The sequence below is a fragment of the Telluria sp. GW821-FHT07G12 genome (assembly GCF_059418525.1).
On the sequence record NZ_JBWKQA010000006.1, the window covers coordinates 1 to 24,501 of the forward strand.

The following is a 24,501-nucleotide window of genomic DNA, read 5'->3' on the forward strand; positions in this document are numbered from 1 at the left end:
GGGCCAGCCGCTCGTCCTTCCTGTACAGTTACTTCATCAAGGACTGCTGCTTGCCCAAGAGTTTTTCAACACAATAGACCCGAAGCAGTCGCTCGACTCGTTGTGGCCATAAGACTGAAGCTCACTGAGGTTGTAGAGCTGTCCGTATCCACTGTCCCCCAACCGCGACTCGCTCGGCTTCTTGGTTGGGCAGTAGATCCAAAATTGAGCTAAGGGAAGGGTCTCGTTCAATCACATGCCCTAGGCCGACGACCCGGTAATGGTCAGCGCTATCGGGATGGATGTCCCCACAAAGGAAACACCAGTCGCCATCTTCTCTGTTTACCAGTAGGACTGGTCGTGATTGATCGAAGACGTGAACACATACATACGATTTTTGGTGAAACGTCGAGTTCGTAATTTTGCTAGCCCCTCAAGGGTATCTGTACGTCCGCTTCTGGCCGGTACCGGACGACCGATAAGGCCCAGTGTACGCGGCTGTTTCTCTTGCAACCACCACGGGTTTTATCAGGCGCTCTCAGTGTACGAGGAGCATTTCTCTAAAAGCAAGTAACCCGCCGGCCCCGCGCCACCATTCCCGAAGGCGCGCTATGATCTGAGCAGGACCTGGCCTCGGTGGGCCGGGACGGTCATCGCTCACCTGGCACAGCCCTTGTAACGCTCTTGTCACATTCGGCTTCCATACTCTGTTGCCACGAGTGAAATATTCGAGCCCAATGGATATGAAGTCAAAACCGGACGCGGCACTGGCCGCGGCCATCGCCGACGGCCAGATCTCCTTCCTGAACCGGGAGATCTCGCTGCTGGAATTCAACCGGCGCGTATTGGCGCAGGCCGAGGATCCGTCCGTGCCCCTGCTCGAGCGGCTGCGCTTCCTGTGCATCGTCAGCAGCAACCTTGACGAATTCTTCGAAGTGCGGGTCGCCAGCCTGCTAGCCCAGCACCGCCACCAGAGCGGCGCCGACGACACCGCCAGCATCAACCTCGACGGCGCCAGCGAGGAATGCCGCCAGATCATTGCGCGCCAGTACGCCCAGCTGAACGACGAAATCCTGCCGCGCCTGTCCGAGAACGGCATCCACCTGCTGCGCCGCTCCGACCGCAACGCCGCCCAAAAGGCCTGGGTCAAGCAGTACTTCGACAAGGAAGTGCGGCCGCTGCTCACGCCGGTGGGCCTCGATCCCGCGCACCCTTTCCCGCGCGTGATCAACAAGAGCCTGAACTTCATCGTCGAGCTGTCCGGCAAGGACGCCTTCGGGCGCGGCACCGGCATCGCGATCATGAAGGCGCCGCGCGTGCTGCCGCGCGTGATCCGCCTGCCGGACGAATTGTCCGACAAGCCGGGCGCCTCCTACTGCCTGCTGTCCTCGGTGATCCAGGCTCACATGTCCGACCTGTTCACCGGGCGCGAAGTGGTGTCCTACTCGCAGTTCCGCGTGACCCGCAACAGCGACCTGTGGGTCGACGAGGAAGAGGTCAAGAATTTGCGCCAGGCGCTGCAAAGCGAGCTCCATAGCCGCAACTACGGCTTCGCGGTGCGCCTCGAGGTGGGCCGCGGCTGCCCGCGCCACCTGGCCGACTTCCTGCTCGACCAGTTCTCGATCGAGCGCTCGCGCCTGTTCGCCGTCGACGGCCCAGTCAACATGGGCCGCCTGCTGGAACTGGTCAACAGCAATGCACGGCCCGAGCTGAAGTTTGCGCCCTTCGTGCCGGGCTTCCCGGCCAAGCTGGTCAATCACCAGGATATCTTCGCGGTGCTCGGCCGCCAGGACGTGCTGCTGCACCATCCCTTCCAGTCCTTCGAGCCGGTCATCGACTTCATCCGCTGCGCCGCCGCCGATCCGAACGTGGTGGCGATCAAGCAGACCATCTACCGCGCCGGCGCGAATTCCGAACTGATGGAAGCGCTGATCAACGCGGCGCTGCGCGGCAAGGAAGTGACGGTCATCGTCGAGCTGATGGCGCGCTTTGATGAGGAAGCCAACATCAACTGGGCCGAGCGCCTGGAAGAAGCCGGCGCCCAGGTCGTGTACGGCGTCGTGGGCCTGAAGACCCACGCCAAGCTCGCCCTGGTGCTGCGCCGCGAGCAGGATGGCCTGCGCCGCTACGCCCACCTCGGCACCGGCAACTACAACCCGACCACGGCCAAGCACTACACCGACTTCGGCCTGCTGACCTCCAGCGAGGACATCACCGCCGACGTCAACGAAGTCTTCATCCATCTCACCAGCATGACGCGCCCGACTCAGTTGTCAAGCATCTGGCTGGCGCCCTTCTCGCTGCAGAAGGAAGTGGTGAAGGCGATCCGCCAGGAAGCCGCGATCGCGCGCGATGGCAAGCCGGGCCGCATCATCGCGAAGATGAATTCGCTGACCGACGAATCCGTGATCCGCGCGCTGTACGACGCCTCGAACGACGGCGTGCGCATCGACCTGATCGTGCGCGGCGCCTGCTCGCTGCGGCCCGGGGTGCCGGGGCTGTCCGAGAACATCCGGGTGCGCTCGATCGTCGGCCGCTTCCTGGAACACAGCCGTATCTTCTACTTCCGCAACAACCTCAAGCACGACATCTGGCTGAGCAGCGCCGACTGGATGAACCGCAACCTGTTCCGCCGCGTGGAGATCGCCTTCCCGGTCCGCTCCCCGGCGCTCAAGAAACGCGTGATCCGCGAGGGACTGCAGGTCTACCTGAAGGACAACGTCAACGCCTGGGAGCTGGGCAGCGACGGCCACTACCGGCGCCGGAAACCGCGCGGCAGCCAGACGCCCTACAGCGCCCAGCTGCAGCTGATGGAGTCGCTGGGCCTCGATGCGTCGGTGGACCAACACAATAAGGATAATGAGCATGGAACTGATCCTGTGGCGTCACGCCGAGGCTGAACCACACAAGCCCGACGAACTGGCCGACCAGCTGCGCGTGCTGACGCCGAAGGGCTCGCGTCACGCCTCCCGCGTCGGCGCCTGGCTCGACCGCCAGCTGCCCTCGCAGTGCCGCATCCTGACCAGCCCCGCCACCCGCTGCGTACAGACCGCCGAGGCGCTGGGCCGCAAGTTCCACACTGTCGACGCCCTCAACACCGACTCGACCCCGCAGGCCATCCTTGAAGCGAGCGGCTGGCCGAACGCGCGCCAGGCGGTCGTCATCGTCGGCCACAACCCGCTGCTGGGCCAGGTGGCCTCGCTGATCTTCAGCGGCGAACCGCATGACTGGAAGATCCGCAAGGCCAGCGTATTCTGGATCTCGCACAAAGGCGAGGCCGATCCGGCGCCCTTCGTGCGGCTGGCGGTGGGGCCGGATCTGGTCGGGAAGCTGCGTTAAGCCTTCAACGCCATCAGCAACGCGGTGGGCTGGATGGGTGCGGCTTGAACGGAAGCGCTTCCTCGACGACTTTGTAGCGCACGAAGTTGGCCCAGATGGCCATACCGGCAATGGCCGAAACGAACAACGACCACATGAAGAACGCGATCGGCGCCTCGAACCGGATTCCCACCATCGCGGTAAGGAACATCGGCAGTTGCGTGAGGACGTCGCCCATACCGCGGCGCAGTGTCAGCTGGGCGCCGCAGTGACTGCAGCCGATTGGCGTTTCCAGCAGCGGCATCACGACAAAAGCATGGCGAGCCGGGATCAAGGCGACGTGACATTGCGGACAAATGTGCATGCGTGCTCCTTTGCGCCCTGGCCTGCGGCGGTGTATGAAATGACAATGGATTTTGCGGGAAGGCTCCTTCCCCGTCAATTACTGATGGCTGTCGGGCCGTTCAGGCCCGGTGCCTGTGGATTTGAACTCTTTCGTCGGTTAGTTGCATAATTTAAGAGGAGCGCCAGCCCGAGCGGGCGCCCCGACTTCCTATTTCAGGCTTTGCAGCGCCTGCGCCAGCCCTGGATAGCGGAACACGAATCCTTCCCGTTCCAGGCGCGCCGGTACGACCCGCTGCCCCTCCAGCAGCAGGTCGGCCTGTTCGCCCAGCGCCAGCCGCATCGGCCAGCCGGGCGTCGGCAAGATCGCGGGACGATGCCAGATACGCGCTGCGGTGCGGCTGAAATCCGCCTGGCTGACGCATTCCGGCGCCGTGAAGTTGGTAACGCCGGCCTCCGCGCTGACAGGCTGCCCCGCCCTCAGCGCCTGCTGCCAGCGATGCGCCATGCCACGCACCACGTCGTCCACATGTATCCATGACAGCCACTGGCGCCCGCCGCCCAGTCTGCCGCCCAGCCCGAGCAGGATGGGCAGCATCATCGCCGGCAGTGCCCCGCCCGTCCCGAGCACCAGGCCAAAGCGCATGCACTCCACCCGCACGCCGTACTGCGCAGCCTCCCCTGCCGCCGCTTCCCACTCGCGGCACAGGTCGGACATGAACATCGGCTGCGGCGGCGCGGCTTCGGCCAAGGCTGCCTGGTCTCCGATGGGCTGGATACCGTAGAAGCCGATCGCGGACGCCGACAGGAACACGAAGGGCTTGTGCTCCGCGCGCGCAATCCACGCGACCACGCGCCGGGTCAGCTGGACGCGGCTGCGGCGCAGCGCTTCCTTGCGCGCATCGCTCCAGCGCGGCCCGAGGATGCGGGCGCCGGCCAGGTTGACCACCACATCGACCCGCGTCGCCGCGCTCAGCTCGTCCATCGCTTCGATGCAGCGCACCCTGCCCTCGAAGGCCCAGGCGGCCTGCCTGGCCTGGCGCGTCAGTGCGATCACCTGATGGCCGTCGCGCAGCAGCGCCCGCACCAGGTTCTGGCCGACGAAGCCGGTTGCGCCGGTCACCAGCACCGTGCGCTTGACCGCGTCGAACACGACCGGCGGCGAATCGCGTTCGCCATCGGTCAGCCGCCCGAGCCGCAGCGCCGCCAAGCCATCGCGCACGCCCGACAGGCCGACCCCGATGCCGCACAGCGCGAGGAAGGCGCTCAGCCAGCCCTGCGGGCTCCAGCTGAATCCTGCCGGCAGCGCGGCCCAGTCGCCCACGTTCAGCGCCAGCAAGGTAATGAAAGCGCCGCCGTTGATGGCCAGGACCGTATGCGTCACCCGTTCCGTCGCGGGCAGCAGGCGGCTGCGGTCTTCGACCACGAAGTCCCACAGGGTCAGCACGATTTCGACCGCGAACACGGCCACCAGCACATATGCCAGCGCGCCATGCCACTCCCAATAAGCCAGGCCTACGAACAGCAGCGCGTAGATCAGCGCGCGCACCGCGTGGATCGCTAGTTCCTTGCGCGCCGTCGTCTTCTGCGCCAGGCTTTCGGTCAGCTCGTGGTGGTAGAGCGTGTCGAAGGCGCCCAGGCAGCCCTGCGCCGCCATCAACTGCAATGCCAGGGTATGCGTGTTCATGCGGCTACCCTCCTGTCGTGCAGCCACAGCCACACGAGCGGTGGCAGCATCACCGCCAGCGCGAACACATCGGCCGCCACGTGCGGCCAGCAATCGGCACGCAGCGAGACCAGCATGTCCTGCGGCGCCCAGAGCACGAGGCCGGCGATCAGCCACAGCCAGATCGACGGCTGGCGCAGGCGGTCCGCCAGGCGGACCAGTGCGAGCATGAACAGTGCCATCGCCTGGATAGTCGCACCGAACAGGCCGACCCACCAGGTCTGCAAGCCGCGCGCTTCGACAGGTGCGCCGGCCGGCCAGAAGGCGCTTTCGATGCCCCGGTGGTAGCCGTCAAACAGCGCCGCCCCGCCCAGCCAGGGCAGCAGCGCGCCAACCGCCACGTGCACGGCGCACACCGCGATCAGCCAATTCACTGCAAACTTCCGGATCCCAGAATGCGCCATTCGATCCTCCCTTATCGCTTCAGGAATGGATTGCCGATGGCGCAGGCATCGCCATCGCAGGCGGCCGGCAGGCGGTAGCCCAGGCGCGTCGAGATCGCATAGCGGTGCCGCGCGAACCAGCGATAAGCGCTCGCCAGCGCGGGCCGCAGCAGGCGCACCCGCAGCGGCCACACCAGCCATCCGCGGCCGGCCAGGGTATAGGCCGCCAACATGGTATCGATGCCCACCAGGACCTCGCCTTCACGCGTACGGCCATGCACTTCGCGGTTCAGCGCCGCCATGTGCACGCCCAGCACCGAAGGATCGAACCCGGGCGCGGCGACGTCGACGAAGGCCAGCTTGCCGGCAGCGTCCCAGGTGCGCAGCTGGCGCATCGAGCGAACGCAGAAGGGGCACAGGCCGTCGTAATACAGGGTGAGCATCATGACGCCTCCTTCCCGTTCGGCAGGAAGCGCGCCACGGCGCCGCCCATTTTCAAAATGCGCTGCAGGGTCTGCGGCGACAGGTGCTTGTAGTCCTCGAAGCTGGTGCTGAGCATCTCGAGGAAGTCCAGCGTGGTCTGCATGCGCGCCAACGCCGCCGCGTCGAGTTCCGGATCCTGAGTGCCCTCGATCGCGCATTCGCGCAGCACGGTCAGGGTCGGATCGATCTCGCGGCGCTTGCGCTCCTCGACGATGACGCGGAAGATTTCCCAGACATCCTGCAAGGCCGTGAAGTGGTCGCGGCGGTCGCCGAGCATGTGGGTCACCTTCACCAGCTTCCAGCTCTGCAGCTCCTTCAGGCTGTTGCTGACGTTCGAGCGCGCCACGCCCAGGGTCTCGACGATGTCGTCGGCGCTGAGCGGCCGATCGGCCAGGAACAGCAGCGCGTGGATCTGGGCGACGGTGCGGTTGACACCCCAGCGGGTGCCCATTTCGCCCCAGTGGAGGATGAATTTCTGCGCGGTCGGGCTGTTCAGCATGATTTTCTCTTATTTCTGTTAATGCAGAAATTAAAGAACATACTGAATACAATGTCAAACTAAATCGTTAAAAGTTTCTGATGTGACAATTCGCGAGTCTTTTCACTCCTCTGCTTTTGTAAGATGTGCAGATAGGAGAATTCATGCGACAACACACTCTGCTTTCCACAACAAACAGCAAGCGCTACTGGTTCCCGGTGCGCCCGGCGCGCAATGGCTGGGGCTGGGGCTTGCCCGTCGTCTGGCAGGGCTGGGTCGTGCTGGCAGTCTTTTTCGTCGTCCTCATCGGCGGCGAGATCGTCCTGGCCCAACACGGCCCGCTGGTACTGAGCACCTGGGGTCTGCTGATGGGCGCACTGCTGCTCGGGATCTACTTCTGGAAGGGCGAGCCGCAGAGCATGCGCGACGAAAGCTCGCCTTGAATTAAACCTGCGCCACCTGGAACCCGACCCCGACCTCGGCCCAGGCCGCAGCCTCCTTGTCGAACCAGGCCGCCACCGTCGGGTGCTGCCGCAGCCAGCCGCGCGGGGTGTCGATCTCGATGCGGTTCTTCATGCGCAGCTTGATGCCATCGAGGTCGCCGTCCACGCGCGCGTGCATGAACACGGTGGCCAGGCGGATCGCCAGCACGCTTCTCGCCAGGTCGGGCGCGCCCAGCGCATCCCTCACCTTGCGCAGGTTGCCCTTCTGGGCCAGCACGATGGTGCTCAACAGGCGTTGCTCGCGGTTGGTGAAGCCCGGCAGGTCGGCATGTTCGACGATGTAGGCGGCGTGCTTGTGGGCGCCGGTGTGCGAGACCGCCTGCCCCACCTCGTGCAGCATGCAGCCCCACAGCAGGTGGCGGCGCAGGCTTTCGTCGCTGGTCGCCAGGCGGTCGTAGAGCTGGCGCGCGATGGCCGCGGTGCGCAGGGCGCGTCCCTCGTCGACGCCGAAGCGGCGCATGCAATCCTGGATCGCGCTGTCGCGGCGGTCGCTGCGGTGGGCGCGCAGCTCGAGGTCGGACAGCACGCCCAGGCGCAGGCCGGCATTAATCGCAGTCATGGCACGCACTCCGAACTCCTGCATGGCGGCGAGTAGCACGCTGAGCCCACCCGCCATCACGATCACGCGTTCGCGCTTGATGCCGGGCAGGTCGAAGGCGTCGACGTGGCCGGCTGCTATGAGTTTGTCGCGCAGGGCCAGCAGGCTGTCGACGGACATCGTGCCGTCGCCGAGGCGGTTGCGCGAGATGACTTCATTGATTGCGCGGATGGTGCCAGACGAGCCGTAGGCGGCCTGCCAGCCGTGCGCGCGGTACTGGTCGGCGGCGTCCTCGAACAGGGCGCGCGCGGCGTTGACGGCGGCATCGAAGGCCTCGGCGCTGACGGTCCCGCCCGGAAAATATGCCGCGCTCTGCGGATGGGTGCCGGTGCTGAAGGATTCGACCAGGTGGATCTCGTCGCCGCGGCCGGCGATCACCTCGGTCGAGCCGCCGCCGACGTCGATCACCAGGCGCTGCTCGGCTGGACCGGCCCCGGGCCGCGCCAGCGCGCAGGCCACGCCCATGTAGATCAGGCGTCCTTCTTCCTCGCCGGAGATGACTTCGACCGGATAGCCGATCGCCGCTTCCAGGCGCGGCAGCAGCTGCTCGGCATTGGTGGCCACGCGCATGGTGTTGGTGGCGACCACGCGCACGGCGTCCAGGCGGTGCTGGCGCAGGATGGCGCTGAAATCGCGCAGGCTGCGCACGGCCGTTTCCATCGCCTCCGGGGTCAGCGCCCCGTCCGGCCCCAGGCCGGCGGCCAGACGGATCGGGTCGCGCGCGGTGCGCACGATGTGCATCTGCCCAGCGATGGGTTCGCCGATGTGGAGGCGGAAGCTGTTGGAGCCTAAGTCGACTGCTGCGTACATGGAATCTGTCCGGGTTGGCGTTGTGTGCAGTATAGCCGCCACGTGGGGCTGAGGAGCACGGATCAACGTTCCGGCAGTTTTCATGTCCGCCTCATTTCAGCGCTTCGCTCAGCACCCGCCCCTCGGCGCCGGCAGGCAGGCGCAGGCGCAGCAGGTGGGCCAGGGTCGGCGCGATGTCGACCACCTCGGCGTATTGCGGCGCCGCGCCGCTGCGGATCCACGGTTTGCCCATCAATACCAGCGGCACCTGGGTGTCGTAGGCCCAGGGCGTGCCGTGAGTGGCGCCGCTGTCGCCGGCGCCGAAGGACGAGTAGGCGCTCGTCACCAGCATCAGGTCGCCGGACAGCTCGCGGTTCCATGCGCGCTGCATCAGGAGTCCGAGGCGCGACTTGCCCGCCACGCCCTGCTCCAGCTGGCTGCGGGTAAACACTTCGGCGATGCCCGGCTGGCCCAGCAGCCACTGCGCGGCGGCGTCCTCGACCTCCTTGCGCGAAAGCTTGTGGCGCTCGATCGCCGCGTAGTCGAGATAGACCTCGGGCGGATACGAATTCTTCACCAGCCCGGCGATGCCGAAGCGCGCGCCCAGCGCCTGTTCCAGGCCGGCCAGCAGCGACTTCGGGTCGATGCGGCGGGCGTCCAGGTGGCGGCTCTGCGAGAACTCGGCGGTATTCGCAAAGCCGTGGTCAGCGGTCAGCACCACCAGCACATTGTCCTTGCCGACGCGCCGGTCGATGTACTTGAAGAAGCCGCCCAGCATGCGGTCGAGCTGCTGCAGGTGGTCGTGCGACATCCGGCTTTCCGGGCCGTAGGCATGGTTCACGTAGTCGTGCCCGGACAGGCTCACGCCCAGCAGGTCGGTGGCGCCGCTCGGGTTCGTGCCCAGGCTTTCGCCCTCGACGGCGGCGCGGGCGAATTCCAGGGTCAGCTCGTCGATGGCCGGGCTGGCCTTCAGGCGCGTGTAGTAGTCGGCGCCTGGTTCGCCGCTCTCGCTGTAGAAGGTGAAGGGAAAGCGGTTCGGGCTCTTCAGGCTCGGTTCCGGGTCCGGCGCATCGTCCGCATAGGCGCTCGCGGCCAGCAGCGGCTTCCAGGATTTGGCGTAGTAGCGATCCTGCGGCTTGGCCTTGTTGTGGGCCTCGGCCCAGGCCGGGTGCTGCTGCATGTAGTAGGTGCTGGACGCGAAGTCGCCGGTCTTGTCCATGAACATATACGCGGTGCCGGTCTTGCCTGCCAGGAGGATGGCGCCGCGGTCCTTGCCGGACACCGCCACCACCCTGCTGCGGTTGCCGGAGGCGTAGCGCAACTGGTCGCCGAGGGTGTCGACGCGCAGCCTGGCCGGCGAGGTGCCGTCATGCTCGCCCGTCTCTTCGCCGATGTATTTGTGGTTCGCGTCCTCGGTGCAGTAGACCAGGCGGCCGCCGGCGTCCATCCAGTTATTGCCGATGATGCCGTGGCGGTAGGGATAGGCGCCGCTCAGCACCGCCGAGTGACCGACCGCCGTCACGGTCACGCCATGGGCCTGATGCGCATTGGTGAAGTAAGTGCCCTGCTCCAGCAGGCGGCGCAGGCCGCCGTCGGGCGCGAACTGGCCACGGTAGCGCTGCAGCTGTTCGAATGGCAGGCCGTCGATCACCATCACCAGCACCAGCTTGGGCGGCTTGGTGTCCTTCGGGGATGCCGCGGCGGCGTCGATGGAGACGGCGGCCAGCGCGGCGGTGCAGGCCGCGAAAGCCAGGAGATTCTTGAGGCGCAGTGAATAGGTCATGCGCAGCATTGTATGAAGCGCGCATGTCAGTTTGATGACATTTCCGCTACAAGGCGCGGCCGGTAGCGGATCAGGAGATGCGCCGCACCGATTCCCGCACCACGAGGCTGAGCTGGGGCACGTCCAGCTCCAGCGGTTCCTGGCCTATCATCCGGACGATCGCCTTGCCGAGCAGGCGGCCGACGTCGAACACCGGCTGGCGCACCGTGGTCAGCGGCGGCGTCGTGTACATCGAGCTGTGCAGGTCGTCGAAGCCGATCAGGGAGATGTCCTCGGGCACGCGGATGCCGCGCCGGTACAATGCCAGACGCGCGCCGTAGGCGGTCAGGTCGTTCGCCGCGAAGATGGCGGAGAAGCGCTGGCCGGACTCCAGCAGGCGCTCGACCGCCAGCAGGCCGCCGGATTCCGAAAAGTCGCCGTCCACGATCAGCGGCGCGCTTTCCTGGATCTTGTGCTTCTTCAGCGTGTCGCGGTAACCGGCCAGGCGGGCCTGCGCATCGCGGTGGTCCGGCGGGCCGGCGATGAAGGCGATCTGGCGGTGGCCCTGCAGCACCAGGTGCTCGACCGCCTCGCAGGCGCCGCGGTAGTTGTCCAGGTTGAAGCCGTAGGCCCGCTCGCCCTGCAGCTTGCGGCCGAAGGCGACGATCGGCACCCGCTGCGAAAGCTTCAGGATCTGCGCGTCCTTCAGGTTACCGCTCAGGATGACCAGGCCGTCGACGCGGCGCGCGATCAGCAGCTCGATGCGCTCTGCCTCCTCGTCCGCATGCCAGTGGCCGGAGACGATCAGCGGCGCGTAGCCGGTGCCCTGCAGGGCGTCGTCGATGCCGGCCATGCCGTCCGCAAAATAGCCCGAGACCAGCGACTGGGTCAGCACGCCGATGGTGCGCGAGCTGCCGGTCTTGAGGTTCCGCGCCAGCACGTTCGGCTTGTAGTTCAGCTTGTCGATCACGCTTTCGATCGCCTTGCGCTTTTCGTCCGACACCTTGGCGGTGCCATTCAGGAAGCGCGAGACGGTGGCCGCAGACACCCCGGCGACGCGGGCGACTTCGTGGACCGTGACGATCGGGGTGCTTGGGCTGGGCTCTTTTCTCATCCGTTCAGTATAACATTGGACAACATCGTTGAAACCGGTTTCAGATCTTCGCCGCGAGGCCGTGAATGCCCCGCTGCCGCGCAAAACCGATCAATCCTTTTTCCGATAAACAATTTGACATGCAAATATCGGTGGCTGTAGTATGAAATCGATTTCACGCAAGCCGAACGACCTTCACACAACCATGACCCATTCCATGCATTTTCCTGCCAATTTCACATGGGGCGTCGCCACCAGCGCCTTCCAGATCGAAGGCGCTTCCGAAGCGGACGGCAAAGGTCCCTCGATCTGGGACAGCTTCTGCCGCATTCCGGCCAAGATCGACGACCGCAGCAACGGTGACGTCGCCTGCGACCACTACAACCTGTATCGCGAAGACGTCGCGCTCATGGCCTCGCTGGGCGTGGACGCCTACCGCTTCTCGATGGCGTGGGCGCGCGTGCAGCCGGCGGGCAAAGGTGCATGGAACGAAAAGGGTTTCGACTTCTACAAGCGCCTGATGGATGCGCTGCAGGACAAGGGCATCGCGCCCCACCTGACCCTGTATCACTGGGACCTGCCGCAGGGCCTGCAGATTGAGGGCGGCTGGATGTCGCGCGACACCGCCCACCGCTTCGCCGATTATGCCCATGAAGTGGCGCGCCGCTTCGGCGACCGCCTGGTGACCATCGCCACCCACAACGAACCCTGGTGCACGGCCAACCTCGGCTACGGCAACGCGCAGTTCGCGCCGGGCGTGGCGGACCAGAAGCAGGCGGTCCAGGTCTCGCACCACCTGCTTCTGTCGCACGGCCTGGCAATGCAGTCGATGCGCGCCGCGAATCCGAAATCCGAGCTCGGCATCGTGCTGAACCAGTGGACCGCCGAACCGGCCACCGATTCCGAAGCCGACCGCGCGCTGGCGAAGCTGGAATGGGCGCGCTCGGTGCAGTGGTTCATGGACCCGATCTTCAAGCGCCGCTACCCGGAGCTGGCCCTCGCCCACCACGGCGCCAACGCCCCGGACGTGCAGGAGGGCGACTTCGACATCATCGCCCAGCCCATCGATTTCCTGGGCGTGAACTACTACCGCCGCGAGGTGATGAGCACCGAGGTCCCGCCGCGTAAACCACAAGGCGGCATGGGCTTCACCGACATGGGCTGGGAAATCTACCCGCAGGGCCTGACCGACTTGCTGCTGCAGCTGAAGGCCGAATACGAACTGCCGCCCATCTACATTACCGAGAACGGCATGGCGGCCGTCGACCGCGTCGAACACGGCGAGGTGCAGGACACCGTGCGCCTCGACTACGTGCGCACCCACCTGGAAGCGCTGAAGGCGGCGATGGACCAGGGCGTGGACGTGCGCGGCTACTTCCTCTGGAGCCTGCTGGACAACTTCGAGTGGAACTCGGGCTACACCAAGCGCTTCGGCATCGTCTACGTCGATTACGCGACCCAGGCGCGCATCCCGAAGGCCAGCGCGCTGTGGTACCGCGACTTCATCGCCGGCCAGCGCCAGTCCCGACAAGCCGCTTGAGCCCCATGGAGCGCGACGACTACCCTGACGGCCCGCGCCTGGTGGCCGACATCGGCGGCACCAATGCCCGCTTTGCACTGGAACGGGCGCCCGGCCACATCACCGACGGCGCGACCCTGGCCTGCGACGGCCACCCGCGCTTCGTCGACGCCGTGCGCGCCTACTTGCGCCGCCACCGCCGCACGAGCGTGAAACATGCCGTGGTGGCGATCGCCAATCCGGTCGAGGGCGACTTCATCCGGATGACCAACCACCACTGGCAGTTCTCGATCGAAGAGGCGCGCGAAGATCTCGGCCTCGACACGCTGCTGGTGGTGAACGATTTCGCGGCGCTGGCGATGTCGGTGCCGGATCTGGCGGCCGCCGACCTGGTCAAGGTGGGCGGCGGCGCGGCGCGCCCGGATGCCGTGATCGGCGTGCTCGGCGCCGGTACGGGCCTGGGCGTGGCCGGCCTGGTGCCGGCCTGCCACGACCCGGTCGGCTGGACCGTGCTGCAGAGCGAAGGCGGCCACGTGGCCTTTTCTCCGGCCGACGAGCGCGAGCAGCGCATCCAGTCCTTCTGCTGGCAGCGCTATCCGCATCTGTCGGCCGAGCGACTGGTCTCCGGACCGGGCCTGACCCTGATCCATGAAGCCCTGAGCAGCATGCGCAGCGCGCCGGCGCAGAAGGCCTCGCCCGCACTGATCGTCGAGCGCGGCCTGGCCGGCGAGCCGCTGTGCCGCGAAACCCTGGAAGTCTTCTGCGGCATGCTGGGCACCATGGCGGCCAACCTGGCGGTCACCTTGTGTGCGCGCGGCGGCATCTACATCGGCGGCGGCGTGGTGCCGCGCCTGGGCAGCTGGTTTGCCGAATCGCCCTTCCGCGCCCGCTTCGAGCACAAGGGACGCTTCTCCGGCTTCACGGCGCAGATCCCCTGCTTCGTGATCCATGCGCCCACGCCGGCGCTGTCCGGCGCGGCCACCATGCTGGCCAAACACCTCGGGGCGCGCCCCGCCCTCATCGAAGGAGGCCACCATGCCTACGCCTGAACCAACGGCCGTGCGCCGTTCGCCCCTGCTGTGGGTCCCGACCGGCTATTTCACGATGGCCCTCGGCTACATGATGCTAACCAGCGTCACGGCCATCATGTTCAAGAACCTGGGCATGGACAACGGCCGCGCCGCCGCCTACTCCAGCATGCTGATCCTGGCCTACACGATCAAGCCGCTGTTCGCGCCCATCGTCGAGATGTACCGCACCAAGAAATTCTTCGTGCTGTGCGCGCAGGTGCTGATCGGCCTCGGCTTCGCCGGCGCCAGCCTGGCCATGGGCCTGCCCGACTACATGACGGTGATGCTGCCGCTGTTCTGGCTGATGTCCTTCCTCGGCGCCACCCAGGACATCGCCAGCGACGGCGTCTACGTGACCTCGCTCGACGGCCGTGCGCAAGCCTTGTATTGCGGGGTGCAGAGCCTGTCCTGGAACATCGGCCCGATCGTCGCTTCCGGCTTCCTGGTCTACCTGAGCGGGCGCCTGCATGCGGAGGTCTTCCACCACGACCCGCGCGTGTTCGGCCCGGACTGGATGGAAGCCTGGCGCGTGGTCTTCTTCATCGTGGCCGGCATCACGCTGGCGATGGCGCTGTGGCACGCGCGCTTCATGCCGGAAGGCGCGCGCGCCCAGAACACCCCGACCAGCATGGGCGGCGCCTGGCACATCCTGCGCGATTCCTTCGTCACCTTCTTCCAGAAGCCGGGCGTGTGGAAGATGGTCGCCTTCGCCTTCCTGTTCCGCCTCAGTATCGGCTTCCTCGAAAAGATCGGCCCCTTCTTCATGGTCGACGCGGGCTCGCGCGGCGGGCTCGGGCTGTCGAACGAGCAGCTCGGCGTCATCTACGGCACCTACGGTCTGGCGGCGGTGCTGCTGGGTTCCCTGCTGGGCGGCTGGTTCGTCGCCCGCCGCGGCCTGAAGCGCACCCTGTTCCTGCTGTGCTGCGCGATCAACATCCCGAATGCGACCTTCCTGGTCATGAGCATCGCGCTGCCATCCAGCGTGCTGGCCATCACCGCCGGCGTCGTGGTCGAGAAGTTCTTCTTCGGCTTCGGCTCGGTGGGCTTCATGATCTACCTGATGCAGCAGCTGGCGCCGGGTCCCTACACCACCACCCACTACGCCTTCGGCACCGGGCTGATGGGACTGTGCATGATGGTGACCGGCGTGATCAGCGGCCACCTGCAGGAAATGATGGGCTATGTGTCCTACTTCGTGTTCGTGATGATCGCGACCATCCCGTCCTTCCTGGCTTGCTGGTTCGCGCCCTTCCACCACAGCGACGGCAGCGAGCCTGAGGAGGAAGAAGTCAGATCGGATCCACCGCCGGTGTCGAGCGCCGCCCCGGCGCCCTGAGGCCGTAGCGATCGGCCGTCCGTAAAAACGGAAACGGATTGATGGCGCCGCCCGCCGTATAGATACCGTAATGCAGGTGCGGCGGCGTGGTCGCGGCGTTGCCCGTGTTGCCGACATAGCCAACGATCCTGCCGGCATCGATGCGCATGCCGGCGTGCACGTCGCCGTAGCTGTCCAGATGCGCGTAGTAGTGGCGCTGCCCGCCCGGCCCCAGCACCCACACCACCTGGCCGCCCAGCCGGTTGGTGCCGACCCGCATCACGATGCCTTCGGTGGACGCCAGCACCGGCGTGCCGCGTCTGGCAAAGATGTCGATGCCTTCGTGCTTGCGGCCCTCGCTGCGGGCGCCGCCCCAGGTATCGGCCAGCTGCGATGGTTTTACACCGGCAACAGGTACCGGCAGCGATTGCGGCGTCGGCATCGCACCGAGGCGGATGGCGTAGGCGAGATTGTTCAGCCACGGCCGCAGCAGGCCCTCGAGGGCGATCAGGACGATGGCAAGCGCCAGGCTCCGGAGCAGTGTTCGCATGCGCCGCATATGGGGACAGCTGTGCAAGAATCAAAGCATGGAAACCGTCGCCACCATCGGCCATTCGAACCGCAGCATCGAGGACATCATCGGCCCGCAGACGCCGAAGCCGCACAAGCTCACGGCCTTCGCCCAGGTTGAGGGCACCCGCATCACCTACCCTTCCGACACCCAGCTGTAGAACGAAGCGCAGGGCAGCCTGCCCTTTTAATCGGGCATGGCCTGCAGGTTGGCGCGCACCCGCGCCAGCAGGTCCCGCAGCGCGGCCTGTTCTTCTTCGCTGAAGCCCTGCAGCGCAGCGTCCTTCAGGCGGCCGTCATTGCTGTGCAGGGCCTTGTGCACGGCCCGCCCCTCTTCCGACAGGTTCAGGCGCGAGCTGCGGCGGTCGGCCTCGTCCGCCTGGGCTTCCAGCAGGCCGCGCTCGCGCAGAGCGCGGATCTGGCGCGCCACCTGCGCCTTGTCGCGGCCGGAATGCGCCACCAGCTCGCTCTGCGTGGCGCCCGGATGGCGGGCGAAGAAGCCCAGCGCCTTGACCTCCATGTAGGCCAGGTCGTTGGGGCCGTCGCGCAGGCTGCGGTGCTGGGCCGAACGGTAGAGATGCATGATCGCATGCATGGTCTCTAATACATCGTCGACCGGACGGCCGGGATTTTGGTTGACTTGATCAACTAGTTTCGACATAATGGATGACATTATCAACTAATACGGAGCATCGACGATGCACGACGCAACAACTACCTCCGACACCGCGCCGCTGGTGCAGCGCGTGCGCCACGAACTCAAGCTGCGCGACCTGGAAGTGGCCGCCATCGACAGCCTGTCGCCCGGCTTCGTCGCCGTCACCTTCAAGGGCGAGGCGCTGGCCGACTTCACTTCCCTGGGCTTCGACGACCACGTCAAACTGATGTTCGGCGACGCCGGCGAAGGACAGCTGCGGCGCGACTATACCCCACGGCGCTTCAGCCGGGAAGCGCGCGAGCTGACGATCGAGTTTGCACTGCACGGCAGCGGCGCGGCGTCCGACTGGGCGCGCACGGCCAAGGTGGGCGAGCGCCTGCTGGTGGGCGGCCCGCGCGGCTCGATGATCGTGCCTTTGACCCTCGGCTGGCACCTGCTGGTGGGCGATGCGACGGCGCTGCCGGCGATCTCGCGCAGGCTGGAAGAGCTGCCGGCCAGGAGCCGGGCCTTCGTGCTGGTGCTGGCGGACGAGGCCGACCGGCGGGCGTTTGGCGGGGCTGCGCAGGCCGAGGTGCAGTGGCTTAGCTCGAACGAGGCGCTGCTGGCAGCGCTGCGGGCACTGGATCTGCCGGCGACGGAGACCGGATTCGCCTGGGGCGGCGGCGAGGCGGCCTTGATGGCGCAGGTGCGCCAGGTGCTGCTCGAGAAAGGCGTCCCCAAGCAGCACATGCGGGTGTCCGCCTACTGGAAGCAGGGTGTGGCGGATCACCACGAGGATCTGGGCTGAGCGCCCTAAGTTCCGGAACCGGGAAAGCAAGCTGCTGTCAAAGTTGCAGACGATTCCTGATCAATTCGCAACCGGAGCACGGGAATGGAACTTCTTGATGCCGTCACTAGCGAACCTTTCCAGTAGAAGCAATTTCCCGAACCTCCGCTTCGCTGTACAGGTGGCGATCGCGGACTTGGGAATGGCGGTGAGCCTTGGATTTATTTCATCGATCAAGCCGGGCAACGGTATCTGACCCATTCCATCGACTGGGTTTTGTACAACCTCGAATCTTTTCTCGATGGACTCGATCGCATACAGCTCCTTGCCTGGGCCGCCTTGCACTACGGGCTGAATTCCTACGCCCTGTTGGGTAGGCGGGGCTATCAGGACTACCTCGCATACTGCCTTCAATGCAAGCCGCTTCCAATGACAGCACTCCGATATGGACTGGATACCTGCCTCCTGACCGGCAGGCAGGCTATCCGAAACTTTCAGCGGAGCGATTAACGGCTGGCGCGAGGATTCGCCCACGCCGGCTCTCTTGCTTGGGCAAACTCAGAACGAGTGCTTGATCCCGGTAATGAAACCATTCTGCGCCATGCCCGCCCCCACACTGCCGCCCGCGCTCAGCGCCACCGCTGCCGTGCCCTTGTTGGCCACGTGCCCGATCGCCGCATATGTCGAGGTGCGCTTCGACAGGTCGTAGATCAGGCGCAGCATATACAGGTTGGTATCGTTGGCGCTGTCGCGGTAGTCCAGGCGCGCTGCCAGGCCGTCGACCGTCATCGCGCCGTTCAGTTTGTAGGCGCCGTCGAAGTAGAACAGCTTGCTGCGCGGGGCCGCCGGCGCGCCTTCGTTGTTACGGCGCAGGCCGCCCAAGGCCAGGCGCCAGCCGCCGAACTTGGTGTAGCCGGCCACGTGCACGCGGCTGTCCTGAATGTCGCTGCGGGTCAGGCCGGCCGCGGCGCCGGTACCGCCGTTCTTGCGGTCGTAGGCGCTGGTCAGGCCCCAGGTCGGGGTGTCGTAGCGCGCCATGATGGACCACTCGCGGCAGGCCTGCGCGTCGGCGCCGTTCTCGCCTGCGCAGTTGGTGCCGCCGGGGCCGCCGGCGCTCGAGGTGTCGCGGCCCAGGCTGTAGCTGGCGCCGACAGTCACGCGGTCGAACGTGCCCTTGTACGCCACCGAGTTGTCGGTGCGGCCGTTCGGGATCGCCGGTTCGATCGAGCCGAGGCCGTACTGGGTCGGGCCGATGATCTCGACTTCGGGCATCGAGTTGTACAGCATGTTGTAGTTGCGACCCAGGGTCAGCTGGCCCCAGTTGCCGGCGAGGCCGACCCAGGCCTGGCGGCCGAACAGGCGGTTGCCCTGGCCGCTGGTGCCGCTGTCGACGTAGATGCCGCCTTCCAGCGTGAAAATCGCCTTCAGGCCGTTGCCCAGGTCTTCCGAACCCCTGAAGCCTAGCCGCGACGGGAACATGCCGCCGCCCAGGCTGGGCATCCACACGCGGCTGCGGCCGGTGGCGTCGACGTTGGTGTTGTAGTCCACGGCGGCGTCGAGCAGGCCGTAGACCTGCACGCTGCTTTGCGCATGGGCGGCGCCCGACAGGGCGATGCTGCTGAAGGCCGCGAGTGCGGCGGTGGCGATGATCTTTTTCATGCTTCCTATCCAGGGTCGGTTTGTTGTTGGTGATACCGTTTCGATGCCGCACGCGCGCACGGACCCGCCACGCGAGGCAGGCTGCGTGCCGGAACTGCGCTTGTGCGGGCGGGGCTCGCGCTTCGGCTACTTGGTTTCTGCTGTGCTGCCCTGGTTCCAGGCGGCGCTGCCGGCGGCGCCCTTCCCCGCCACCGAATACAGGGCTTTGGTGTTGCGGGTCTTCTGGAACTCTTCCAGCGACTGGCCGCGCATCGCCGCGTAGATGTGCAGGTTGGAGACGCCGACCACGGCGCCCAGCTTCTCCAGCAGGAAGAAGATCACGCCGTAGCGGATCATCGCCTGCCAGTCGCGGCGATCGATCATGTCGCGCTCTTCCTGGCTCAGGCCCGCTTCCTCGTAGGTCGAATCCGGATTGCCCAGGAAGCGCTGGCGGAAGGCGGGGTCGATCAGCTGGTGCAGGTAGCGGTTGATGCGGTAGTGGTCCACGCTGCGTTCCAGCGTGAACGGATACGTGCCTTCGAGCGCTTCGGCGCCTTTGGTCTGGTGCGCCATGTGCTGGCGGTGCCGTTCGTGCGCCCGAGCGTTCAGGGCCGGATCGGCGACCACTTCAGGCTCGTACAAGGCAACGGCAATGCCGGTCATCGACGGCAGGTAGTATTCGCGGTGCAGGCAGTTCAGCTCGGACGGCATGGCGCCGCGCATCACCATCCACATCACGATTTCCGCGCTTTCCCAGCCGCCCAGGCGGGCAAAGTCGGCCTGGGTCATGTTCAGCAGGACTTCCGGATCCTTTTCGAACAGATCCAGGAACTGCTGGTCCCATTCGGTGTTATTGAAGCCGCAGCGCTCGCCGTGCACCTGGTGCGACAGGCCGCCGGTGGCGACGATGGCCACGTTCAGGTCTTCCGGAAAGCTCTCGATGGCGCGGCGCAGGCCCTGGCCCAGCTTGAAGCAGCGCCGCGCGGAAGGCACCGGAAACTGCAACACGCCGCACTGCAGCGGCACGATGGCGCCCGGCCACTGCCCTTCGGCGTGCGGCCACATGATGGACAGCGGCGAGAAGCAGCCGTGATCGAGCGGCTTGTCCTGGAAGAAAGACATGTCGAATTCGTCCGCCATCAGCGACTCGCCGATGTGACGCGCCAGGCCTGCATGGCCCAGGACCGGCGGCAGTTCGCGCGCGCCGCCGCCCTCGTCGGCCACCTTCCACTCCCTGCCGATGCCCAGCGCGAAGGCCGAGTAGTGGTCGAAGAAGAAGGAGGTCACGTGGTCGTTGTAGATCACCAGCAGGACGTCGGGCTTCTTTTGATGCAGCCACTGCCGCACCGGCTCGTAGGCCTTGAAGATCGGCGCCCAGACGGCGTCGTGCTGCTTGTTGGCGTCCAGGGCAAAGCCGATGGTCGGGGTATGGGACGAGGCGATTGCGCCGATGATGTTGGCCATGATGGTCTTCCTGTAAAACTTGATGTGCGCTTATGCGGTGACTGGGCTGCGCGCCGCGAAGCGCGTGAACACGATCGACAGCGCCGCGATGGTGGCCGGGATGGCGAGGATCGCGATCACCGCGCTGAAGCCCCAGCCCAGGCTCAGCAGCACGCCGCCGGCGAAGGAACCGAAGATGCTGCCGAAGCGGCCGATGCCCTGCATCCAACTGACGCCGGTGGCGCGCACCAGGGTCGGGTAGCAGGACGGTGCGAAGGCGTTCAGGCCGGTCTGGGCGCCGCTCATGCAGAAGCCGGCCAGCAGCACGTACACCGAGAACAGGGCGGAATGCACGCTGCTGGATGCCAGGATCAGGACGAAGGCGGCGCCGCCAACATAGGCCGAGGCGATGACCTTGTTCGCGGTCCATTTGTCCATCAGGTAGCCGACCACCAGGGCGCCCACGGTGCCGCCCAGCTGGAACATGGCGGTGATGTTGGCGGCACGTTCGATCGGCAGGCCCGCATCCTTGATCAGGGTCGGCAGCCAGCCGGACAGCAGGTAGATCACCATCAGGCCCATGAAATAAGTGACCCACAGCGACACGGTGATGCTGCGGAAATCGTGATTCAGCAGGGTCTTGGCCTTGGCCTTGCTCTCGATCTTCTGTTCGCTGATGGTGAAGCTGGTGGCGCTGGAGAAGGTGTCGCCGCCCACCACGCGGCGCAGGGTGGCGGCAATGCGTTCGGCCGGGTATTTGTTGACGACCATGAAGCGCACCGATTCCGGAATCAGGAACAGGTAGAGCGGAATGCAGAGCAGCGGGATGACGCCGCCGGCGACCAGCACCGTGCGCCAGCCGTAAGGACCGAGGATCAGCGCCGCGCCGAAGCCGACCAGCGCGGAGCCCAGGTTAAAGCCGGTGAACATGACGGTGATGAGCTTGCCGCGTGACTTCTCGGGCACATACTCGGACAGCAGCGTGGTGGTGTTCGGCATCGCCGCGCCCAGCCCGAGGCCGGTCAGGAAGCGCAGGACCGAGAGCATGACCACGTCCTGGGCAAGCGAGGACAGGATGCTGAAGCTGCCGAACCAGGCGACGGCGAGCATCAGCAGGCGCTTGCGGCCGTAACGGTCGGACAGAGGCCCGATCAGCAGTGCGCCGATGGCCAGGCCGATGGGCGCGGCGCTCATGACGACACCGAAAGCGGCCTTGGAAATGCCCCACTCCTTCGTGATCGACGGCGCCAGGAAACCTATGATCGCGACGTCCATGCCGTCGGTGGTGACGATCAGGAAGCAAAGGAAGAGCAAGAGCCACTGATAGCCGGACATCTTGCGGTTGTTGATGTGCTGGCGCACATCGAGCGTCTGTACTGTATTCATTATGTCTCCAGGTCGAATACGCAAGTAATGGAAAGACGCCTGCCGTCTTGTCGTGATAGCGGCCGTGCGCCTTCGTGGCACCCGGAATGGGGGTGCGACTTGCCAAACAGTGTAGGTTTTTACTTGTGCCGATGTATTGCTTTCGGCTGGCGCAGTGTTGCAATCTGCTTATCAGCGTTAAGCAATGTAAAGCCGGAAAGCATGGATGCAGGGACGGCGACTCAGGCCCAGGCGCCGCTGGCGTGTTCGATTTCCGTGAGCAGCGCACGCGCGCCGGGAGACAGGTGGGCGCCACGGCGCGTGGTCACGCCGATGCGCCTTTCCAGCCCCGGCATTTCGAGCGGCAGCACCACCAGCTGGGCGGTACGCACCTCGTGATGCAGCTGGCGCGCAGACAGCACGGTCAGCATGTCGCTCTCGAGCAGCAGGCCGCGCAACAGTGCCAGGTCGCCGGTTTCGACGGCCGGCACCGGCGGCTCCGCACCCTGGCTGCGGAAGAAGCTCTCGATCGATTCGCGCAAGGGGGTGCCGGCGCGTCCCAGCACCCAGGGATAGCCGGCCAGGTCCGCCAGCCCCAGGTGGGTGCCGGCTGCCAGCGGATGGCCGGTGCGCGCCACCAATACCGCCTTGTCCTGGAACAGCGCGCTCGACACGAAGGCATCGCCGACCGCCGGGCGGAGGGCGCCGATGATGAAATCGATGCGGCCGCTCAGCACCCCGGCGCTGAGTTCGTCATAAGGACTTTCGAGCGAACGGATCTGCAGTCGCGGATGCTGCCGCAGTACCGCCGCAATGGCCGCCGGCAGCAGCTGCGAGCGCGCCAGCGGCAGCGCGCCAATGGTCACCGTGCCCTGTACCACCCCGGCCAGCGCGGCGATGTCATCGGGAATATGGCGCAGTTCGGCCAGCACGCGCTCGAAGTGCCCGATCCAGCGCCGCCCCGCATCGGTGGGCAGCATGCCGTGCGCGGTGCGCAGAAACAGCGGCATGCCGAGCATGTCCTCCAAACGCGCAATGGCCTGGCTGACCGCCGACTGCGAGGTCCCCATCGCCTGCGCCACGCCCGGCATGTAGTGCATCTCCGCCAGCAGGGCCGCAGCCTGCAGGCGCCTTTCGTTCAGCAGGGCCTCGATGCCGCCGACCTTGGCGCGCTGGCGCAGGGCGTCGTCACGCACGTCGCGCAGCTCGGCCTCGATACGGTCGGCGCGCAGCCGCACCAGCTCCCCGGCCGCCGTCAGCAGCATGCCGCGGCCCTTGCGTTCGAATAGCTGGACCTCGAGCGCCGACTCCAGCGCGGCCACCGAGCGCGCCACCGCCGAGGAAGCGCGGAACAGGCTTTCGGAGGAGCGGCGGATGCCGCCGGCTGCCGCGACGGCACTGAAGGCGTGGAGATGGCGAAGGCTGACGAGAGACATGAGAGATGCTTCGGCGAGACAGGTCGATAAGCAGATTAGAACAAATCAGTGCCCATAAAGCAACCAAGGCGGCAAGGCCGCAGCCGATACTGTCAGCATCCGACGGACGATCGTCACAGCCAGCAGACCATGAACCAACAAGCCCATTCCGACCTCACCCCGGTGCCCTGCATGCTGATGCGCGGCGGTACCTCGCGCGGTCCCTTCTTCCTCGAATCCGAACTGCCCGCGGACCCGCAACTGCGCGACCGCGTGCTGCTGGCCGCCATGGGCTCGCCCGACAAGCGCCAGATCGACGGCCTGGGCGGCGCGCATCCGCTGACCAGCAAGGTCGGCATCGTCCGCCCCAGCACCACGCCCGGCGTCGACCTCGACTTTCTGTTCGCCCAGCTGCAGCCGGACAGGGACAGGGTCGACACCTCGCCCAACTGCGGCAACATGCTGGCCGCCGTGCTGCCCTTCGCGCTCGAACGCGGCCTGCTGCCGGTTGGCGACGGCAGTACCACGGCGCGGGTGCTGACCCTGAACACCGGCATGCAATGCGAGATCACCGTGCCGACCCCGAACGGGCGCTTGCAATACACGGGGGATGCGCGCATCGACGGCGTGCCCGGCACGGCGGCGCCGATCAGCATCAATTTTCTGGATACGGCTGGTTCGGTCTGCCCTTCCCTGCTGCCCAGTGGTCGGGTGCTGGACCGCGTGCGCGTCGAGGGCGAGGAAGCCTTCGAGATCGAAGCCACCCTGATCGACAACGGCATGCCCATGGTTCTGGTGCGTGCCACCGACTTGGGCGTCACGGGTTACGAAGGCGTGGCCGAGTTGAACGCCAACGAAGCCCTGAAGGCGAAGCTGGAAGCCCTGCGCCTGAGCGTCGGTCCGCTGATGGGCCTGGGCGACGTCAAAACCAAAAGCTATCCGAAGATGTGCCTGGTCGCCCCGCCACGCGACGGCGGCAATGTCGCCACCCGCTGCTTCATTCCGCACGTCTGCCATGAAGCGATCGGGGTGCTGGCCGCCGTCACCGTCGCCACCGCCTCCGTGCTCGAAGGCTCGGTCACTCAGGGTATCGCCCAGGTGCCGGAAGGCCTCACCAAAACCGTCTCGGTCGAACACCCGACCGGCGAATTCAGCGTCGAGCTCGGACTCGACGCGAACAACCCCCAAAAGGTCGTACGCACCGCACTGCTGCGCACCGCACGCCCGATCATGCGCGGCGAAGTACTGATTTCAGAAGACATCTGGAGAGGAAATTAATATGAGAGAG

General features: G+C 66.0%; 23 protein-coding genes. 9 read left to right on the top strand and 14 right to left on the bottom strand.

Annotation, left to right across the window (positions count from 1 at the left end; all coding sequences use genetic code 11):
* Positions 1 to 716 precede the first annotated feature (716 nt).
* Positions 717 to 2,879 (top strand): polyphosphate kinase 1, encoded by a 2,163-nt coding sequence (gene ppk1 / locus AC07PE_RS20795; protein ID WP_498768003.1) that lies wholly within the window; start codon positions 717 to 719, stop codon positions 2,877 to 2,879.
* A complete protein-coding gene (locus AC07PE_RS20800; protein ID WP_498768005.1) occupies positions 2,845 to 3,318 on the top strand; it encodes a SixA phosphatase family protein in 474 nt (157 codons plus the stop codon). The genes ppk1 and AC07PE_RS20800 overlap by 35 nt, the downstream gene beginning before the upstream one ends.
* 13 nt (positions 3,319 to 3,331) lie before the next feature.
* On the opposite strand, the gene AC07PE_RS20805 is transcribed toward AC07PE_RS20800, so the two are convergent.
* The 5 genes from AC07PE_RS20805 to AC07PE_RS20825 all read right to left on the bottom strand — a co-directional run bounded on the left by AC07PE_RS20805 (position 3,332) and on the right by AC07PE_RS20825 (position 6,730).
* A complete protein-coding gene (locus AC07PE_RS20805; protein ID WP_498768007.1) occupies positions 3,332 to 3,661 on the bottom strand; it encodes a hypothetical protein in 330 nt (109 codons plus the stop codon).
* Between the two features lie 189 nt (positions 3,662 to 3,850).
* Positions 3,851 to 5,326: a TIGR01777 family oxidoreductase gene (locus AC07PE_RS20810; RefSeq protein WP_498768009.1), complete on the bottom strand. Its 1,476-nt coding sequence runs from the start codon at positions 5,324 to 5,326 to the stop codon at positions 3,851 to 3,853.
* On the bottom strand, positions 5,323 to 5,739 hold the full coding sequence (locus AC07PE_RS20815) for a cell division protein (protein WP_498768011.1): 417 nt from the start codon (positions 5,737 to 5,739) through the stop codon (positions 5,323 to 5,325). The genes AC07PE_RS20810 and AC07PE_RS20815 overlap by 4 nt, the downstream gene beginning before the upstream one ends.
* 41 nt (positions 5,740 to 5,780) lie before the next feature.
* Positions 5,781 to 6,194 carry a thiol-disulfide oxidoreductase DCC family protein gene (locus AC07PE_RS20820; protein WP_498768013.1) on the bottom strand — a complete coding sequence of 138 codons (414 nt, stop codon included), beginning with the start codon at positions 6,192 to 6,194 and terminating at the stop codon, positions 5,781 to 5,783.
* Positions 6,191 to 6,730 carry a GbsR/MarR family transcriptional regulator gene (locus AC07PE_RS20825; protein ID WP_498768015.1) on the bottom strand — a complete coding sequence of 180 codons (540 nt, stop codon included), beginning with the start codon at positions 6,728 to 6,730 and terminating at the stop codon, positions 6,191 to 6,193. Before AC07PE_RS20825 ends, AC07PE_RS20820 begins: the two co-directional genes overlap by 4 nt.
* Before the next feature lie 143 nt (positions 6,731 to 6,873).
* Between AC07PE_RS20825 and AC07PE_RS20830 the strand changes: the two genes are divergently transcribed.
* A complete protein-coding gene (locus tag AC07PE_RS20830) occupies positions 6,874 to 7,152 on the top strand; it encodes a hypothetical protein (protein ID WP_498768017.1) in 279 nt (92 codons plus the stop codon).
* Position 7,153: 1 nt separating this feature from the next.
* Here the strand turns inward: AC07PE_RS20830 and AC07PE_RS20835 are convergent, their stop codons facing one another.
* The 3 genes from AC07PE_RS20835 to AC07PE_RS20845 all read right to left on the bottom strand — a co-directional run bounded on the left by AC07PE_RS20835 (position 7,154) and on the right by AC07PE_RS20845 (position 11,475).
* Complete coding sequence (locus tag AC07PE_RS20835; protein ID WP_498768019.1) at positions 7,154 to 8,620, bottom strand: Ppx/GppA phosphatase family protein; 1,467 nt, start codon at positions 8,618 to 8,620, stop codon at positions 7,154 to 7,156.
* Between the two features lie 91 nt (positions 8,621 to 8,711).
* On the bottom strand, positions 8,712 to 10,382 hold the full coding sequence (locus tag AC07PE_RS20840) for an alkaline phosphatase family protein (RefSeq protein ID WP_498768021.1): 1,671 nt from the start codon (positions 10,380 to 10,382) through the stop codon (positions 8,712 to 8,714).
* Positions 10,383 to 10,452: 70 nt separating this feature from the next.
* Positions 10,453 to 11,475 carry a LacI family DNA-binding transcriptional regulator gene (locus AC07PE_RS20845; protein WP_498768023.1) on the bottom strand — a complete coding sequence of 341 codons (1,023 nt, stop codon included), beginning with the start codon at positions 11,473 to 11,475 and terminating at the stop codon, positions 10,453 to 10,455.
* A 184-nt stretch (positions 11,476 to 11,659) separates the two neighbouring features.
* Here AC07PE_RS20845 and AC07PE_RS20850 point away from each other — a divergent pair, with 184 nt between their 5' ends.
* From AC07PE_RS20850 to AC07PE_RS20860, 3 genes are read left to right on the top strand one after another with little or no spacing between them, the layout of a single operon-like run.
* Positions 11,660 to 12,994 carry a GH1 family beta-glucosidase gene (locus AC07PE_RS20850; RefSeq protein WP_498768025.1) on the top strand — a complete coding sequence of 445 codons (1,335 nt, stop codon included), beginning with the start codon at positions 11,660 to 11,662 and terminating at the stop codon, positions 12,992 to 12,994.
* A 5-nt stretch (positions 12,995 to 12,999) separates the two neighbouring features.
* Positions 13,000 to 14,022, top strand: coding sequence for a glucokinase (locus tag AC07PE_RS20855; RefSeq protein ID WP_498768575.1), 1,023 nt, complete (start codon positions 13,000 to 13,002; stop codon positions 14,020 to 14,022).
* Positions 14,009 to 15,379 (top strand): MFS transporter, encoded by a 1,371-nt coding sequence (locus AC07PE_RS20860; RefSeq protein ID WP_498768027.1) that lies wholly within the window; start codon positions 14,009 to 14,011, stop codon positions 15,377 to 15,379. The genes AC07PE_RS20855 and AC07PE_RS20860 overlap by 14 nt, the downstream gene beginning before the upstream one ends.
* Here the strand turns inward: AC07PE_RS20860 and AC07PE_RS20865 are convergent.
* On the bottom strand, positions 15,333 to 15,908 hold the full coding sequence (locus tag AC07PE_RS20865) for a M23 family metallopeptidase (RefSeq protein ID WP_498768029.1): 576 nt from the start codon (positions 15,906 to 15,908) through the stop codon (positions 15,333 to 15,335). The two genes, AC07PE_RS20860 and AC07PE_RS20865, sit on opposite strands and share 47 nt — an antisense overlap.
* 37 nt (positions 15,909 to 15,945) lie before the next feature.
* On the opposite strand from AC07PE_RS20865, the gene AC07PE_RS20870 reads away from it, so the two are divergent.
* Positions 15,946 to 16,089 carry a hypothetical protein gene (locus tag AC07PE_RS20870; RefSeq protein ID WP_498768031.1) on the top strand — a complete coding sequence of 48 codons (144 nt, stop codon included), beginning with the start codon at positions 15,946 to 15,948 and terminating at the stop codon, positions 16,087 to 16,089.
* 26 nt (positions 16,090 to 16,115) lie between these two features.
* Here AC07PE_RS20870 and AC07PE_RS20875 read toward each other — a convergent pair whose 3' ends face one another.
* Positions 16,116 to 16,511, bottom strand: coding sequence for a MarR family winged helix-turn-helix transcriptional regulator (locus AC07PE_RS20875; protein WP_498768033.1), 396 nt, complete (start codon positions 16,509 to 16,511; stop codon positions 16,116 to 16,118).
* A gap of 115 nt (positions 16,512 to 16,626) precedes the next feature.
* On the opposite strand from AC07PE_RS20875, the gene AC07PE_RS20880 reads away from it, so the two are divergent.
* Positions 16,627 to 17,373 carry a siderophore-interacting protein gene (locus AC07PE_RS20880; RefSeq protein WP_498768035.1) on the top strand — a complete coding sequence of 249 codons (747 nt, stop codon included), beginning with the start codon at positions 16,627 to 16,629 and terminating at the stop codon, positions 17,371 to 17,373.
* A gap of 537 nt (positions 17,374 to 17,910) precedes the next feature.
* Here the strand turns inward: AC07PE_RS20880 and AC07PE_RS20885 are convergent.
* From AC07PE_RS20885 to AC07PE_RS20900, 4 genes are all read right to left on the bottom strand, one after another.
* Complete coding sequence (locus AC07PE_RS20885) at positions 17,911 to 19,011, bottom strand: porin (RefSeq protein WP_498768037.1); 1,101 nt, start codon at positions 19,009 to 19,011, stop codon at positions 17,911 to 17,913.
* A 126-nt stretch (positions 19,012 to 19,137) separates the two neighbouring features.
* Complete coding sequence (locus tag AC07PE_RS20890) at positions 19,138 to 20,454, bottom strand: gallate dioxygenase (RefSeq protein WP_498768039.1); 1,317 nt, start codon at positions 20,452 to 20,454, stop codon at positions 19,138 to 19,140.
* Positions 20,455 to 20,484: 30 nt separating this feature from the next.
* Positions 20,485 to 21,819 carry an MFS transporter gene (locus AC07PE_RS20895; protein WP_498768041.1) on the bottom strand — a complete coding sequence of 445 codons (1,335 nt, stop codon included), beginning with the start codon at positions 21,817 to 21,819 and terminating at the stop codon, positions 20,485 to 20,487.
* Between the two features lie 221 nt (positions 21,820 to 22,040).
* Positions 22,041 to 23,234, bottom strand: coding sequence for a LysR family transcriptional regulator (locus AC07PE_RS20900; protein ID WP_498768042.1), 1,194 nt, complete (start codon positions 23,232 to 23,234; stop codon positions 22,041 to 22,043).
* Between the two features lie 129 nt (positions 23,235 to 23,363).
* Between AC07PE_RS20900 and AC07PE_RS20905 the strand changes: the two genes are divergently transcribed.
* Positions 23,364 to 24,491: a 4-oxalomesaconate tautomerase gene (locus tag AC07PE_RS20905; RefSeq protein WP_498768044.1), complete on the top strand. Its 1,128-nt coding sequence runs from the start codon at positions 23,364 to 23,366 to the stop codon at positions 24,489 to 24,491.
* The last annotated feature ends 10 nt before the right edge of the window (positions 24,492 to 24,501 follow it).